General features: G+C 68.3%; 15 protein-coding genes and 1 riboswitch. Of the genes, 12 read left to right on the forward strand and 3 right to left on the reverse strand.

The genetic code is table 11. From position 1 onward, the window contains the following. On the reverse strand, positions 1 to 325 hold a 325-nt coding region (gene fabA / locus ENN83_RS08000), incomplete at its 3' end, for a bifunctional 3-hydroxydecanoyl-ACP dehydratase/trans-2-decenoyl-ACP isomerase (protein WP_287185803.1). Between the two features lie 155 nt (positions 326 to 480). Here fabA and irrA point away from each other — a divergent pair. Continuing rightward, positions 481 to 921, forward strand: coding sequence for an iron response transcriptional regulator IrrA (gene irrA, locus ENN83_RS08005; RefSeq protein ID WP_287185805.1), 441 nt, complete (start codon positions 481 to 483; stop codon positions 919 to 921). 3 nt (positions 922 to 924) lie between these two features. Here the strand turns inward: irrA and ENN83_RS08010 are convergent, their stop codons facing one another. Both ENN83_RS08010 and ENN83_RS08015 read right to left on the reverse strand, forming a co-directional pair. Next, positions 925 to 1,521, reverse strand: coding sequence for a DUF2238 domain-containing protein (locus ENN83_RS08010; RefSeq protein ID WP_287185806.1), 597 nt, complete (start codon positions 1,519 to 1,521; stop codon positions 925 to 927). Between the two features lie 10 nt (positions 1,522 to 1,531). Further along, positions 1,532 to 2,410 carry a glycosyltransferase family 2 protein gene (locus ENN83_RS08015; protein ID WP_287185808.1) on the reverse strand — a complete coding sequence of 293 codons (879 nt, stop codon included), beginning with the start codon at positions 2,408 to 2,410 and terminating at the stop codon, positions 1,532 to 1,534. 123 nt (positions 2,411 to 2,533) lie between these two features. Here ENN83_RS08015 and miaB point away from each other — a divergent pair, with 123 nt between their 5' ends. The 11 genes from miaB (at position 2,534) to ENN83_RS08070 (ending at position 13,642) form a co-directional block, all read left to right on the forward strand. Further along, positions 2,534 to 3,862 carry a tRNA (N6-isopentenyl adenosine(37)-C2)-methylthiotransferase MiaB gene (gene miaB, locus ENN83_RS08020; RefSeq protein WP_287185810.1) on the forward strand — a complete coding sequence of 443 codons (1,329 nt, stop codon included), beginning with the start codon at positions 2,534 to 2,536 and terminating at the stop codon, positions 3,860 to 3,862. A 297-nt stretch (positions 3,863 to 4,159) separates the two neighbouring features. After that, positions 4,160 to 4,513 carry an NUDIX hydrolase gene (locus tag ENN83_RS08025; RefSeq protein WP_287185812.1) on the forward strand — a complete coding sequence of 118 codons (354 nt, stop codon included), beginning with the start codon at positions 4,160 to 4,162 and terminating at the stop codon, positions 4,511 to 4,513. Positions 4,514 to 4,714: 201 nt separating this feature from the next. Beyond that, positions 4,715 to 5,707: a PhoH family protein gene (locus ENN83_RS08030; RefSeq protein ID WP_287185813.1), complete on the forward strand. Its 993-nt coding sequence runs from the start codon at positions 4,715 to 4,717 to the stop codon at positions 5,705 to 5,707. Between the two features lie 146 nt (positions 5,708 to 5,853). Then, positions 5,854 to 6,291 carry a GFA family protein gene (locus ENN83_RS08035; protein ID WP_287185815.1) on the forward strand — a complete coding sequence of 146 codons (438 nt, stop codon included), beginning with the start codon at positions 5,854 to 5,856 and terminating at the stop codon, positions 6,289 to 6,291. Between the two features lie 169 nt (positions 6,292 to 6,460). Further along, positions 6,461 to 6,961 carry an rRNA maturation RNase YbeY gene (gene ybeY / locus ENN83_RS08040; protein ID WP_287185817.1) on the forward strand — a complete coding sequence of 167 codons (501 nt, stop codon included), beginning with the start codon at positions 6,461 to 6,463 and terminating at the stop codon, positions 6,959 to 6,961. A 37-nt stretch (positions 6,962 to 6,998) separates the two neighbouring features. Continuing rightward, positions 6,999 to 7,877, forward strand: coding sequence for a transporter associated domain-containing protein (locus ENN83_RS08045; RefSeq protein ID WP_287185819.1), 879 nt, complete (start codon positions 6,999 to 7,001; stop codon positions 7,875 to 7,877). Positions 7,878 to 7,881: 4 nt separating this feature from the next. Next, on the forward strand, positions 7,882 to 9,396 hold the full coding sequence (lnt, locus tag ENN83_RS08050; RefSeq protein WP_287185821.1) for an apolipoprotein N-acyltransferase: 1,515 nt from the start codon (positions 7,882 to 7,884) through the stop codon (positions 9,394 to 9,396). A gap of 39 nt (positions 9,397 to 9,435) precedes the next feature. Continuing rightward, positions 9,436 to 9,485, forward strand: a riboswitch (SAM-SAH riboswitch). A gap of 7 nt (positions 9,486 to 9,492) precedes the next feature. Then, on the forward strand, positions 9,493 to 10,659 hold the full coding sequence (gene metK / locus ENN83_RS08055) for a methionine adenosyltransferase (RefSeq protein ID WP_287185823.1): 1,167 nt from the start codon (positions 9,493 to 9,495) through the stop codon (positions 10,657 to 10,659). A gap of 138 nt (positions 10,660 to 10,797) precedes the next feature. Then, positions 10,798 to 11,520: a tRNA (guanine(46)-N(7))-methyltransferase TrmB gene (gene trmB / locus ENN83_RS08060; RefSeq protein ID WP_287185825.1), complete on the forward strand. Its 723-nt coding sequence runs from the start codon at positions 10,798 to 10,800 to the stop codon at positions 11,518 to 11,520. A 149-nt stretch (positions 11,521 to 11,669) separates the two neighbouring features. Next, positions 11,670 to 13,022: a 3-phosphoshikimate 1-carboxyvinyltransferase gene (gene aroA / locus ENN83_RS08065; RefSeq protein ID WP_287185827.1), complete on the forward strand. Its 1,353-nt coding sequence runs from the start codon at positions 11,670 to 11,672 to the stop codon at positions 13,020 to 13,022. Continuing rightward, complete coding sequence (locus ENN83_RS08070) at positions 13,019 to 13,642, forward strand: (d)CMP kinase (RefSeq protein WP_287185828.1); 624 nt, start codon at positions 13,019 to 13,021, stop codon at positions 13,640 to 13,642. The genes aroA and ENN83_RS08070 overlap by 4 nt, the downstream gene beginning before the upstream one ends. Positions 13,643 to 13,829 lie beyond the last annotated feature (187 nt).

Genomic DNA, 13,829 nt, shown 5'->3' on the forward strand with positions numbered 1-13,829 from the left:
CCCCCAGCGCATAGCCCCGCCCCGGCCAGCCGCGCCAGCCCAGGTTGAAGCCGGTCAACTGCCACAGCCCGTCCAGCCCCAGGCAGCCCGGCATGATCGGGTTGCCGGGGAAGTGGCAGGCGAAGAACCACAGGTCGGGGCGGATGTCGAATTCGGCCACGACATGGCCCTTGCCATGGGGGCCGCCATCGGCGCTGATCGCGGTGATCCGGTCCATCATCAGCATCGGCGGTTCGGGCAGTTGCGCGTTGCCGGGGCCGAACAGTTCCCCCCGCGCGCATTTCAGCAGATCGTCCCGGTCGAAGCTTGTGGGGTAGTCGGTCATGCGGGCGCAGCCCCCTGCGTAAGGCGAATTTCGCGGTTCGCCCCCTGTAGCACCGGCCCTCGGCGAGTGGCAATAGTGCGCATATGCCGCGCCAAAGCGCCGCTGCAATCCGGAATCATTTGAATTCTCGACTGGGCAGGACCATATACCGCGATATGGCACAGTTGAACGACAATCCCACCCATCCGGACGCGATCGAGCGCAGCAGCCGCTGGCTGTCCAAGGCCGGTCTGCGCCCGACGCGCCAGCGCATCAGTCTCGCCGCCCTGCTGATCGGCGACGGGAAGGATCGGCATGTGACGGCCGAAGCCCTTTACGCGGCCTCTTGTGGCACCGGCGAAAGGGTGTCGCTGGCGACCGTCTACAACACGCTTCGGGCCTTCTGCGAGGCTGGCCTGATGCAGGAAGTCATGGTCGACGGCACGAAAAGCTATTTCGACACGCGCGTCGACGACCATCCGCATTTCTTCTGGGAAGACGAGGGTCGGCTGAGCGATGCCCCGCATGGCTCGATCGAGATTTCGCGCCTGCCCGAAGCGCCTCCCGGCTCCGAGATCTCCAAGGTGGACGTGGTGATCCGGCTGCGCCGGATCTGACGCCTACCGCAAGCCACGGACCAGCGCGATTGTCACAACGGTGACGATCGCGCCCATGGCGTTGAAGACCAGATCCAGCCCGGTATTGTAATAGCCGCCCACATTGGTGTCGGGGATACCCAGCACCGCGATGAACTCGATGATTTCGTTCACCGCCCCCAGCCCCATCGCACCGAAGGCCGGATAGGTCAGCGCGGTCCAGCTGCCCTCGGTGGCCGGGTAGTGGCGCACCATCAGGTGCCACAGCATCCAGGCCGTCACGCCGAAGCCATAGGCATGCACCGCCTGATCGTATTTCAGGATGGCAAGCTCGCCCTCGCCGCCGATATGCCAGATCATCCAGTTGTAAAGGACGCTGTCACCGACCGGCACGCCACCGCCCGCCATATGGGCCAGCCCCCAGAGGCTGAGCGCCCAGAGCAGCGCGGCCGGGAATTCCGCCTTGCGCAGGCCCAGCGCGGCCAGCGCGATCATGCCCAGCATTGTCAGCACATACCAGATGAACTCGTAATTCCCGCGCAAGAAGAACCAGATCGTGAAGCTCGCGACATAGGTCATGGTGAACCAGAACACGGCCCATTCCCGGCGTTCGATCCTCATATGGTGCTCCTCAGAACCATTGCCCGGGCTCCATCAGCCCCAGATCCATCAGTTGCTGCGAATTCCACGCGAAGGGCACCGAGCCCTGCCAGCGGAAATCGGGGATGTCGAAGGTCGAGCCCGCATTGGTCTTCAGCGCCTTGGCCGCGCGGAACGAACAGATCGCTGCGGTCAGGTTGTGATGCCAGGGGCAGGCATAGGTGTTGTATTCCTCGTCGTCGAAGACATGCCCCTCCAGCAGGTGCAGCCCGCGTTTCGCCCGGAACAGGGCGATCCGGTCGATCCGGCGCCGGGCCTCTGGCACATGCTCCTCGAAGCGCCACCTGAGCCCGCCGAAGAAGTCGAGCTGACGTTCCTTGGGGTGGCCGTGGTTCGCGGGGTCGGGCCGGGCCAGCGCGTAATAGCCCGACCGGTCCAGCATCGCGGTTTCGCGCGAAACGGCATCGGGATACTGGCCCAGATCGGCGGCATAGAGGTCGATCACATAGGTCAGCATCGCGTCGCGGCGTTCCTCGGCATGGAAGGCCAGCATCTCGCTCACGCTCCGCGTCTCGCAGAACGGGTAGAACAGGTATTCGGCGTTGTAGCAGTAGTAAAGCCAGACCCCCGGCGCGGCGGCGATCACCCGGTTGACCGCGGCGGGCACCGCGCCGTCGTCCCAGGGGGCATGGCGCACGCGATGCACCAGCGCGGCGGCTTCGGGGGCAAGCACCAGCTCGTCCGGGGCGAACAGCACCAGCGCGCGAAAGCCCAGCCGCGCATGGTGGCGGATCGTGCTTTCGACCTCGGCCTCGTCCTCGACGAAGATCAGGGCCACGGGACCCTGCGCCAGCGCCGCGCGCCCGCGTTTCAGGAAATCGTCCAGACCCTGATACCGCTCTGCCGCCATGGGCTGGTTCCTGCTGCCTCTTGAGGTTGCGCGTCACGTTCCGACAAACCCGCCGCCCATGCAAGCGTTGCGGCAGGGGGGTGCTTTCGTGTAGGACGCCCGTCAGATCGTCGGGAACGCGCCATGACCACGCCCAGAAAGCTTTTCATCAAGACCTATGGCTGTCAGATGAACGTCTATGACAGCGAGCGGATGGCCGAGGCGCTGGGTTCCGCGGGCTATGTCGTGACCGACACGGCCGAGACGGCGGACATGATCTTGCTGAACACCTGCCATATCCGCGAGAAGGCCGCCGAGAAGGTCTATTCCGAACTCGGGCGGCTGAAGGGGCTGAAGGCCGCGAACCCGGACCTGAAGATCGGCGTGGCAGGCTGCGTCGCCCAGGCCGAGGGCGAGGAGATCCTGCGCCGCCAGCCGCTGGTCGATCTGGTGGTCGGCCCGCAAAGCTATCACCGCCTGCCCGAGCTTGAGGCGCGCGCGCGGGCGGGGGGCAGGGCGCTCGACACCGATTTTCCCGAGGAAGACAAGTTCGACCGGCTGGGCACCCGCCCCAAGGCGGCGCGCGGGCCGACCGCGTTTCTGACTGTGCAGGAGGGCTGCGACAAGTTCTGTGCCTTCTGCGTGGTGCCCTATACCCGCGGCGCCGAGGTATCGCGCCCGGCTGCGCGAGTGCTGGACGAGGCGCGCGATCTGGTGGCGCGCGGGGTGCACGAACTCACGCTGCTGGGCCAGAACGTCAACGCCTATCACGGCGACGGCGCCGACGGGGCCTGGGGGCTTGCCCGGCTGATCCGCGAACTCGCGCGGATCGAGGGGCTGGAGCGTATCCGCTATACAACCTCGCACCCGAACGACATGGAGGACGACCTGATCGCCGCCCATGGCGATTGTCCCGAACTGATGCCCTACCTGCATCTGCCGGTTCAGTCGGGGTCGGACCGCATCCTCAAGGCGATGAACCGCAAGCACACGGCCGAACAATACCTTGCGCTGATCGCGCGCATCCGCGCCGCCCGGCCCGATATCCTGATCTCGGGCGATTTCATCGTGGGCTTTCCCGGCGAGACCGAAGCCGATTTCGAGGCGACCATGGCTCTGGTGCGCGAGGTCGGCTATGGCCAGTGCTATTCCTTCAAGTATTCCCCCCGCCCCGGCACGCCCGCCGCCGAGCGCGCGGGGCAGGTGCCCGAGGACGTGAAATCCGACAGGCTGGCCCGGTTGCAGGCGCTGTTGGACGCCCAGCAGCAGGCGGCACAACAGGCCATGGTGGGGCGCGTTGTCGGCGTGCTGTTCGAAAAGCCGGGCCGCATGCCGGGGCAGGTCGTGGGCAAGTCCGACCATCTGCAGGCCGTGCATGTCGAGGCGGGCGAGGACTGGCTGGGCCGGATCGCGCCGGTCGAGATTCTGGCCACCGCGCCGAACTCGCTGGCCGGGCGGTTGGCCATCGGCTGAGCGATTCCCGCGCGCGGACGGCACTTGAGGCCGGAAAAGACCGGTCGCCGGGCGATTCATGTTGTAAGGATCAACCGAATATTATCGACTCCTGTGAAAATGTCGCAGGGGCACTTACATGACGTCCCTGCGCAACCAGACCGAACGGGCAGCCCATGCCCGCCGAGCAGGCCGGATATGACAGACGAGGCCACAACCGCGACAGGCGCGCAGATCGCCGCCTTGCCCCTTCGCTGGGATTCGAAGGGCAGGTTGCGCGTTCTCATGGTGACCTCGCGCGGGACCGGGCGCTGGGTCATGCCCCAGGGCTGGCGGATGGATGTCAGCAAGCCCTGGCGCACGGCCGAGATCGAGGCGCTGGAAGAGGCAGGCGCCATCGGCCATGTCGGCACCGAGCCGATCGGACGGTATCGCTATGACAAGATCCTCGACGATGGCAGCGCGCTGCCCTGCCGGGTCGAGGTCTTCCCGATGCTGGTCGAGCAGCTCAAGCGCGACTGGAAGGAACGCAGCCAGCGCACGCGGCGCTGGTTCAAGGTCAGCGCCGCCGCGCGCCGCGTGGACGAACCCGATCTGGCCGCGCTTCTGCGGGGGCTGGCCGACAAGCCGCTGAAACGGCCCGAGATCAAGGCGCTGAAAAGGGCCTCCTGATCCCGGCTTTCGGCGCCGGACGATCCCGCCCGCCGTCGTTTTCCGGGCGACCGACCCGCCCTTTAAGCAAATTTTACATCAATCGGGCCGAATGACGCAGCTATCGCTTGCGGTTTGGGCGGGCGGTTGGCACCATATTTTCGCGGCCTTCAGCCAACGGAGACGTCATTGGGAATAAGCGCCCTGACCCCCCCGACGGATATGGACGACGCGCATCAGACGCTCGTCGAGTTTCCCGACAACCGCCTTCTGATCGACCTGTGCGGCGAGTTCGACCGCAACCTTGCCCAGATCGAGCACAAGCTCGGCGTCCATATCCTGCGCCGCGGCAACCGCCTGGCCGTGGTCGGCGAGGGCGGCTCGCGCGGGCAGGCCGCCCAGGTGCTGCGCCAGCTTTACGCGCGGCTCGAGACGGGCAAGGCCGTGGATGCGGGCGATATCGACGGGGCGATCCGGCTGGGCGATTCCGCCGACGGGACGGCCGTGCAGCCGGGCGACCAGCTCGAGATGTTCCAGCGCGGCCGGGTCGAGATCCACACCCGCCGCAAGCTGATCGAACCGCGCACCGAGGCGCAGAAGGCCTATGTCCGCGCGCTTTACGAGAACGAGCTGTGCTTTGGCATCGGGCCCGCGGGCACCGGCAAGACCTATCTGGCCGTCGCGGTCGCGGTAAACATGTTCGTGGGCGGCCATGTCGACCGCATCGTTCTGAGCCGTCCCGCCGTCGAGGCGGGCGAGCGGCTGGGCTTCCTGCCCGGCGACATGAAGGAAAAGGTCGATCCCTACATGCAGCCGCTCTACGACGCGCTGAACGATTTCCTGCCGGGCAAGCAGACCGCCAAGCTGATCGAGGAAAAGCGCATCGAGATCGCGCCGCTTGCCTTCATGCGCGGGCGCACGCTGGCCAATGCCTTCGTGGTGCTGGACGAGGCGCAGAACGCGACCACGATGCAGATGAAGATGTTCCTCACCCGTCTGGGCGAAGGCTCGCGCATGGTCATCACCGGCGACCGCAGCCAGGTCGACCTGCCGCGCGGGGTGGCCAGCGGTCTGGCCGATGCGGAAAGGCTGCTCTCGGGGATCGACAGGATCTCGTTCAGCCATTTCACCGCCAAGGACGTGGTCCGTCACCCGCTGGTCGCGCGGATCATCGAGGCCTATGACGCGGATCACGAGCGGGGCGAGGGGCGGTAGCCGCCGCCTCGGCCGACTCGGGTCGGACCACCGCAGACGGAAGTCTGGATCGACCGGCCCGCGCTTCGGGGGCTATCCTTTTCCATCCCGGCTGGGACCAGCACGGGACAGCGGGCGGCCTCGCCGTCCGAGGGAGGGAGGAAAAGATGTCTCACAAATTTGTCGGCGGGTGCGAGCATGTGCGCACCTGGGCCGACCATGACCCGATCGACAATCACATCTGTCACTTTTCGGTCTGCAAGCGCGTGACCGGCCAGCCGACGATCCATGTGGTGTTCTTCAAGCATGACGATCTGCATGCCACGAACGAGAACAACATGAAGCGCCAGCCCTTCAACAGCGAGAATCCGGACGGCACGCTGGAACCGTGCATCTGCAAGACCTGCGGCGCGCCGATCATGCTGGACGACAAGCAGCACCGCATCCGGGTGATCGTGCCGAACCTGATGGGCTATCAGTCCCGCGGGCTGGAGGCGAGCTATCACGCCTTCTACGATCCCAAGACCGGCGTGCCCAAGCCGAATGACGGCCGCCCTGTCTACGAAGGCTTGCGTCCGGAATTCGCCTGGCCCGCGGGATCCTGACCGCCCGCGCCCGAGAGACGGTTCCGCGCGGCCCCTTGCCGACCATGGGCCGCCAGCCCCCGCACCGGGCGCGGAACCCGGGTCCGCAGGATGCTCCGGTCCTGCGGGCCCCACCTTGCCGCGGCGGTGGGGTCTTGCCTGCGCCGCCCGTCCCGTTAGACCCCTGCGCATGAGTGTCGAGATTCTCGTCGAGGACCCGCGCTGGGAAGCGGAGAGCCTGGCCCCCCTGGCCGAGACTGCCTGCGCCGCCGCGCTGGCCCATCTGGGGCTGGAACCGGACGCTTGCGAGATCAGCCTGCTGGCCTGCGGCGACGCCCGCATCGCCGCCCTGAACGCCGAGTTCCGCGGCAAGCCCGCACCTACCAACGTGCTGTCCTGGCCCGCCGAGGATCTGGCGGCCGAGGCGGATGGCGGCACGCCCCAGGGCCCGGAACAGCCCCCGGACGGCATGCAGGCCGAACTGGGCGATATCGCCATCGCCTACGAGACCTGCGCGCGGGAAGCCCAGGCGCGGGGCATCCCGTTTGACGATCATGTCACGCATCTGGTGGTACATGGATGCCTGCATCTGTTGGGGTATGACCACATCCGTCCGCAAGATGCCGCCCTGATGGAGGGGCTGGAGGTGGAAATACTTGCAAAACTCGGGGTGGCTGACCCATATGGCTGAGGGCGGGCCGAGAGCCCGCGCATTTCGGTAAGGATTGATGGGCGACGAGACGGACGGGTCGTCTAGCGCTGCGCAAGGCGCGCTGGAGACCGACAATCTGGAAAGCCGGGGCATTCTGGGTCGGCTTGTGGCGGCGATCAGGCCAGCCATCGGGGATGATTCGGACGAACAGGGAGGGAACGGCACCGCGGCGCGGCCGCAGGTGCCATTGGGCATCGGCAATCTCAGCCGCCTGCGGGTCGAGGATGTGGCCATCCCCAAGGCCGAGATCGAGGCGGTGCCGCTGGACATCTCGCGCGACGATCTGGTGCGGGTGTTCCGCGAGACCGGGATGACCCGGCTGCCGGTCTATGACGGCACGCTTGATTCGCCGGTGGGGATGATCCACCTCAAGGATTTCGCCCTGCGCTACGGCTTCAACGGCAAGGGCGCGGATTTCGCGCTGAAGGACATGGTCCGGCAGCTGCTTTACGCCCCGCCCTCGATGCCGATCGGGGTGCTGATGCAGAAGATGCAGACCCAGCGCATGCACATGGCTCTGGTGATTGACGAATATGGCGGGGTCGACGGGCTGGTGACGATCGAGGACCTGATCGAACAGGTCGTGGGCGAGATAGAGGACGAGCACGACACCGAAGAGGCCGCGCTGTGGGCGGTCGAAAAGCCGGGCGTCTATCTGGCCCAGGCGCGTGCGCCGCTGGACGAGTTCGAGGCCGAGGTCGGCCTGAGGCTGGTCGAGGGCGAGGACGAGGAAGAGGTCGACACGCTGGGCGGGCTGGTCTTCATGCTGATCGGCCGCGTGCCCACGCGCGGCGAGGTGATCCGGCATGAAAGCGGGGCCGAGTTCGAGGTGGTCGACGCCGACCCGCGCCGGATCAAGCGGCTGCGGGTGCGGCTGCCCGCTACGACCGGCTGAGGGAATGTCCGCCCACCGGCCCCGGATCGTGCAGGCGCTGGCGCGCGCGCCGGTGGCGGCGGTGGGGCTGGGCGCGCTGGCGGCCCTGGGGCAGGCGCCCTTCGGGCTTTGGCCCGTGGCACTTGTGGCGCTGGCGGGGCTGACCTGGCTGGTGGCCCGTGCGCCGGGACCGCGACAGGCGGCGCCGGTCGCCTGGGCCGGGGGCGTGGGGCATTTCGCGCTGGCGCTCTCGTGGATCGTCGAACCCTTCCTGATCGACCTTCGCGCCCATGGCTGGATGGCCCCCTTCGCGATGATCGGCATGGCGGGGGGACTGGCGCTGTTCTGGGGCGCGGCGGGTGCATTTGCGGGCTGGGCCGGGCAGGGGCCGCGCCGCAGGGCGCTGGGCTTCGCGCTGGCGCTGGCGGCGATGGAACTGGCGCGGGGATATGTCGTGACCGGCTTTCCCTGGGCGCTGCCGGGGCATGTCTGGATCGGCGCGCCGCAGATGCAATTGGCCGCGCTGGTAGGCCAATACGGGCTGACGCTGTTCACCACGCTGGTTGTGGCGCTGCCGCTCTTGCTGCCCCATGGCCCCGGCCGGGCGGCAGGGGCGGCGCTGGCCGCGCTGATCGTCACGGGCGCCGGGTTCTGGGGCGCGCTGCGGCTCGACGTGCCGATCCCGGCCGATCCGGACCCGCCGCAGATCCGCCTGGTCCAGCCCAATGCGGCGCAACACCTGAAATGGCGGCCCGACATGCAGCGCCTGTTCTGGGAGCGGCTGCTTGACCTGACCGCCGCCCCCTCGGACCCGCCGCCCGACCTGATCCTCTGGCCCGAAACCGCGGTGCCCTGGATGCTGGAACAGACAGGCGGCGCGCTTGCGCTGATCGCCGACGAAGCCGGCGGCGTGCCGGTCATGCTGGGCATCCAGCGCAGCGAGGGGCCGGAGGTCTTCAACAGCCTTGCGGTGATCCGACCCGGCGGCGGGGTGAGCCATGTCTATGACAAGCACCACCTGGTGCCCTTCGGCGAATACATCCCTTTCGGCGAGGTTCTGGGCCGGTTCGGCATCCGCGGACTCGCCGCGCAGGATGTCTGGGGCTATGCCGCAGGGCCGGGGCCGGTCGTGCTGGACCTCGGGCCGCGGCTTGGCGCCGCGCTGCCGCTGATCTGCTACGAGGCGGTGTTTCCCCAGGACCTGCGTGTGCCGGTCCGGCCGCGCTGGATCGCCCAGTTGACCAATGACGCCTGGTTCGGCGACTGGACCGGCCCCTATCAGCACCTGGCCCTTGCCCGCCTGCGCGCGGTCGAGCAGGGGCTGCCGCTGCTGCGCGCGGCCAATACCGGGGTCTCGGCGGTGATCGACGCGCGCGGGCGGATCACCCACAGCCTGCCGCTGAACAGCGCGGGCCAGGTGACCGCCCCGCTGCCCCCCGGGCTGCCGCCCACGCCCTATATCCGCGCCGGCGACTGGCCGGTTCTGCTGGTGCTGGTGGCCGCGCTTGCGGCCCTTGTGCTGACCCGGCGCCGGAAATAGCCATTGATTCCGCCAGTGCCGCGGCGTAAGCGGAACTCCGGACCGCCACAACGGCTTCCTGGCGTGGCGGAGATTGTCCCAACGGAGCACTTCCAGATGAGCCGCCAGAACTACCTTTTCACCTCCGAATCCGTTTCGGAGGGGCATCCCGACAAGGTCTGCGACCGGATTTCCGATGCCGTTCTCGACGCCTTCCTCGCAGAGGAGGCGAACGCCCGCGTCGCCTGCGAAACCTTCGCCACGACCGGCATGGTGGTGATCGGCGGCGAGGTGGGGCTTTCGGACCGCGAGCGCCTCAGGAACTACATGGGCCGTATCGGCGAGATCGCGCGCGACTGCATCCGCGACATCGGCTACGAGCAGGAGAAGTTCCACTGGAACACCTGCCATGTGCTGAACTTCCTGCACGAGCAGTCGGCCCATATCGCCCAGGGCGTCGACCGCGACGGGGCGGGGGACCAGGGCATCATGTTCGGCTACGCGACCGACGAGACGCCCGAACTGATGCCCGCGCCGATCCAGTATTCGCATGCGATCCTGCGCCGCCTGGCCGAGGTGCGGAAATCCGGCGCCGAGCCGACCCTGCGCCCCGACGCCAAGTCGCAGCTGACCGTGCGTTACGAGGGCGGCAAGCCGGTGGCGGTCGATTCGATCGTGCTGTCGACCCAGCACGAATGCGAGAGCCAGACCTCGGACGACATCCGCCAGATCGTGGAACCCTATATCCGCGAGGTGCTGCCCGAGGGCTGGATCCACGACAAGACCGAGTGGCATGTGAACCCCACGGGCACCTTCGTGATCGGCGGGCCGGACGGGGACGCGGGCCTGACCGGGCGCAAGATCATCGTCGATACCTATGGCGGCGCGGCGCCCCATGGCGGCGGCGCCTTCTCGGGCAAGGATCCGACCAAGGTGGACCGCTCGGCGGCCTATGCGGCGCGCTACCTGGCCAAGAACGTGGTCGCGGCGGGGCTGGCGAAGAAATGCTGCCTGCAACTGTCCTACGCGATCGGCGTGGCCAAGCCGCTCTCGATCTATATCGACTCCTATGGCACTGGCGAGGTGCCCGACGAGGTGATCGAGCGGGCGGTGGCGCAGGTGATGGACCTGACCCCGCGCGGCATCCGCGAGCATCTGGTGCTGAACCGGCCGATCTATGCCCGCACCGCGGCCTATGGCCATTTCGGGCGCGCGCCCGAGGCCGATGGCGGGTTCAGCTGGGAGCGGGTCGATCTGGCGGCGGAACTGAAGGCCACGGTCTGAGGGCCGCTATTCCGGGGATTGCGCCGGGCTTGCGCCCGTCGCCCGGGGGGGCGCGCGCCTTGCGGCGCGCGCCCCCTTCGCGTTCCGGCGGGGACGGCGCCCTTGACGCGCGGGGCCCCGCGGATTAGGGCGCGGCGCATGAGCGAGCCGCCTTCCGAAACTGATATGCCGCGCCGGGAATGGCGCAATTTCTATGGCCGCCGGCATGGCAAGACCCTGCGCGAGCGGCACCGGAACTATCTCGATTCCGATCTTGCCGCGCTGTCGCCCGGTCCGGTCGGCTGGGACGTCAACCCCGAGCGGCACCCGCTGGACCTGGCATCGCTGTTCGGCGGGCGCGAGGTCTGGCTGGAGATCGGCTTTGGTGGGGGCGAGCACATGGTTCACCAGGCCGGGCGGAACCCGGGGGTGGGCATCATCGGCTGCGAGCCCTACATTAATGGCGTGGCGATGCTGCTGGGCAAGATCCGTGCGGCGGGGGTGGAAAATGTCGCTGTCCATCCGGGCGATGTGCGCGACCTGTTCGACGTGCTGCCGGGGGCCAGCATCGCGCGCGCCTTCCTGCTTTATCCCGATCCATGGCCCAAGAAGCGTCACCATCGCCGCCGCTTCGTGACGCCGGATTTCCTGGAGCCGCTGGCGCGGGTGATGCGGCCGGGTGCGGAGTTGCGGGTGGCGACCGATATTCCCGATTACGTCCGCCAGACCCTGATCGAGGTGCCGAAGGCTGGGTTCGACTGGCTGGCCGAGGGGCCGGGCGACTGGCGCCAGCCCTGGGGCGACTGGTTGTCCACGCGCTACGAGCAGAAGGCGCTGCGCGAGGGGCGGGTGCCGCAGTACCTGACATTCCGCCGCCGTTGAGGCGCTGCCCGCGGCGTTGCGCCGGAGGGCGGCCGTCGGAATTGGGTATTTTGACCAAGAAGAAGCACAGGGCGCGCGCGGGGCTTCTGGACGGGCCGCACCGCTTTCGCTAATCCGGTCGGGCGCGATCCGCCACGAGGAGCCCCAGCATGTCCGCCCATGGCGACCCCATTCCGATGACCGCCCGTCGTGCCGGGGCCCTGACGGGTGCGGCCGAGGTGCCCGGTGACAAGTCGATCAGCCATCGTGCGCTGATCCTGGGCGCGCTGAGCGTCGGCGAGACCCGGATCACGGGACTTCTGGAAGGGCAGGACGTGCTGGATACCGCGCGCGCGATGCGAGCCTTCGGGGCCGAGGTTGCGCATCTGGGGCCGGGCGAATGGGTCGTGAACGGGGTCGGCGTGGGCGGCTTTGCCGAGCCTGCCGACGTGATCGATTGTGGCAATTCCGGCACCGGCGTGCGGCTGATCATGGGGGCGATGGCGACCTCGCCGGTCACGGCGACCTTCACGGGCGATGCCTCGTTGCGGGCGCGGCCGATGGGGCGGGTGACCGATCCGCTGGCGCTGTTCGGGGCGGCGGCTTACGGGCGCGCGGGTGGGCGGCTGCCGATGACGGTGGTGGGCGCGGCCGAGCCGGTGCCGGTGCGTTATGTCGTCCCGGTGCCCTCCGCGCAGGTGAAATCGGCGGTGCTGCTGGCGGGGCTGAACGCGCCGGGCGAGACGGTGGTGATCGAGCGGGAGGCGACGCGGGACCATACCGAGCGGATGCTGACGGGGTTCGGGGCGTCGCTGCGTGTCGAGCAGACGGGCGAGGGCCGGGTCATCGTGCTGACGGGCCAGCCGGAATTGCGGCCCCAGACGATTGCGGTTCCGCGCGATCCCAGTTCCGCGGCCTTCCCGGTCTGCGCGGCGCTGATCGTCGAGGGGTCGGACGTCCTCGTGTCTGGGATCGGGTTGAACCCGACGCGGGCCGGGCTGTTCACGACGCTGATCGAGATGGGGGCCGATCTGAGCTACGAGAACCCGCGCGAGGAGGGCGGCGAGCCGGTCGCCGATCTGCGCGCGCGGTTCTCGCCCGACATGAAGGGGATCGAGGTCCCCGCAGGGCGGGCGCCCAGCATGATCGACGAATACCCAGTATTGGCGGTTGTCGCGGCCTTTGCCGAGGGGGTGACGCGTATGCCGGGGATCCAGGAATTGCGGGTCAAGGAAAGCGACCGGATCGCGGCGATGGCCGCCGGGTTGCGGGCCTGCGGCGCCACCGTCGAGGAGGGCGAGGACTGGATGGCGGTGATCGGAATGGGGCCGGGCGGGTTGCCGGGCGGCGCAACCTGCGCCACGCATCTGGATCACCGGATCGCGATGTCCTTCCTTTGCGCGGGCATGGCGGCGCAGCGCCCGGTCACGATCGACGATGCGGGGCCCATCGCCACCTCGTTTCCGGTATTCGAGCCGCTGATGGAGGGGCTGGGGGCGGCCTTTACGCGGGCGGGGGCATGAGGTTTACGGTTGCCATCGACGGGCCGGCCGCCGCCGGCAAGGGCACGATCAGCCGGGCGGTCGCGGCGCATTTCGGCTTTGCCCATCTTGACACCGGGCTTCTGTATCGGGCGGTGGGCGCGCGGATGCTGGACGGGCTCGACCCGGTGGAGGCGGCGCGGACCCTGTCGGCCGGGGATCTGGGCCGGTCCGACCTGCGCCGCCCCGATGTGACCCAGGCCGCCAGCCGGGTTGCCGCGATCCCCGAGGTGCGCGCCGCGCTGGTGGCGTTCCAGCGTGGCTTTGCCGGGCGCGAGGGCGGGGCGGTGCTGGACGGGCGTGACATCGGCACGGTGATCTGTCCCGATGCGGCGGTGAAGCTGTTCGTGACCGCGAGCGATCTGGTGCGGGCCGGACGGCGCCACCGGGAACTGGTCGAGACCGGCGTCGAGACCAGCTTTGACGAAGTGCTGGCCGAGATGCGCGAACGCGATGCACGGGACAGCGCCCGCGCCGAGGCGCCCTTGCGGCCCGCCGGGGATGCGGTGGTCATCGACACGACCGAACTGAGCATCGAGGCGGCGGTCGCCGCCGTCATCGCGCGTGTCGAGGCGCAGTTGGCGACGGTGCCGCGCGGCTAGAGTTGTTTCCGATCAAGTTGAAGCATATCCTGCGTGCCGGAGATAGCGCGCACATTCCTTCGGGTTGAAGGTGGTCAGGGTGGAAGCGATGGCGCTGCAGAGGCTGTCAGCGCATCTCGGGGCGGCGCTTCGCACGAGGGCCTTGAGCCTGGCGAAGACCATTTCGATCGGATTGAGGTCGGGGGAA

The sequence above is a fragment of the Rhodovulum sp. genome (genome assembly GCF_011048875.1).
GTDB classification, from domain to species: Bacteria; Pseudomonadota; Alphaproteobacteria; order Rhodobacterales; family Rhodobacteraceae; genus Rhodovulum; species Rhodovulum tesquicola.

Excerpts from the sequence above, each read along its gene's own strand:
- trmB (WP_287185825.1), top strand. The coding sequence starts at position 10,798 with ATGAGCGAGCCGCCTTCCGAAACTGATATGCCGCGCCGGGAATGGCGC.
- ENN83_RS08070 (WP_287185828.1), top strand. The coding sequence starts at position 13,019 with ATGAGGTTTACGGTTGCCATCGACGGGCCGGCCGCCGCCGGCAAGGGC.
- irrA (WP_287185805.1), top strand. The coding sequence starts at position 481 with ATGGCACAGTTGAACGACAATCCCACCCATCCGGACGCGATCGAGCGC.
- ENN83_RS08045 (WP_287185819.1), top strand. The coding sequence starts at position 6,999 with ATGGGCGACGAGACGGACGGGTCGTCTAGCGCTGCGCAAGGCGCGCTG.
- metK (WP_287185823.1), top strand. The coding sequence starts at position 9,493 with ATGAGCCGCCAGAACTACCTTTTCACCTCCGAATCCGTTTCGGAGGGG.
- lnt (WP_287185821.1), top strand. The coding sequence starts at position 7,882 with ATGTCCGCCCACCGGCCCCGGATCGTGCAGGCGCTGGCGCGCGCGCCG.
- ENN83_RS08025 (WP_287185812.1), top strand. The coding sequence starts at position 4,160 with ATGCCCCAGGGCTGGCGGATGGATGTCAGCAAGCCCTGGCGCACGGCC.
- ENN83_RS08015 (WP_287185808.1), bottom strand. The coding sequence starts at position 2,410 with ATGGCGGCAGAGCGGTATCAGGGTCTGGACGATTTCCTGAAACGCGGG.
- ENN83_RS08030 (WP_287185813.1), top strand. The coding sequence starts at position 4,715 with ATGGACGACGCGCATCAGACGCTCGTCGAGTTTCCCGACAACCGCCTT.
- aroA (WP_287185827.1), top strand. The coding sequence starts at position 11,670 with ATGTCCGCCCATGGCGACCCCATTCCGATGACCGCCCGTCGTGCCGGG.
- ENN83_RS08010 (WP_287185806.1), bottom strand. The coding sequence starts at position 1,521 with ATGAGGATCGAACGCCGGGAATGGGCCGTGTTCTGGTTCACCATGACC.
- ybeY (WP_287185817.1), top strand. The coding sequence starts at position 6,461 with ATGAGTGTCGAGATTCTCGTCGAGGACCCGCGCTGGGAAGCGGAGAGC.
- ENN83_RS08035 (WP_287185815.1), top strand. The coding sequence starts at position 5,854 with ATGTCTCACAAATTTGTCGGCGGGTGCGAGCATGTGCGCACCTGGGCC.
- miaB (WP_287185810.1), top strand. The coding sequence starts at position 2,534 with ATGACCACGCCCAGAAAGCTTTTCATCAAGACCTATGGCTGTCAGATG.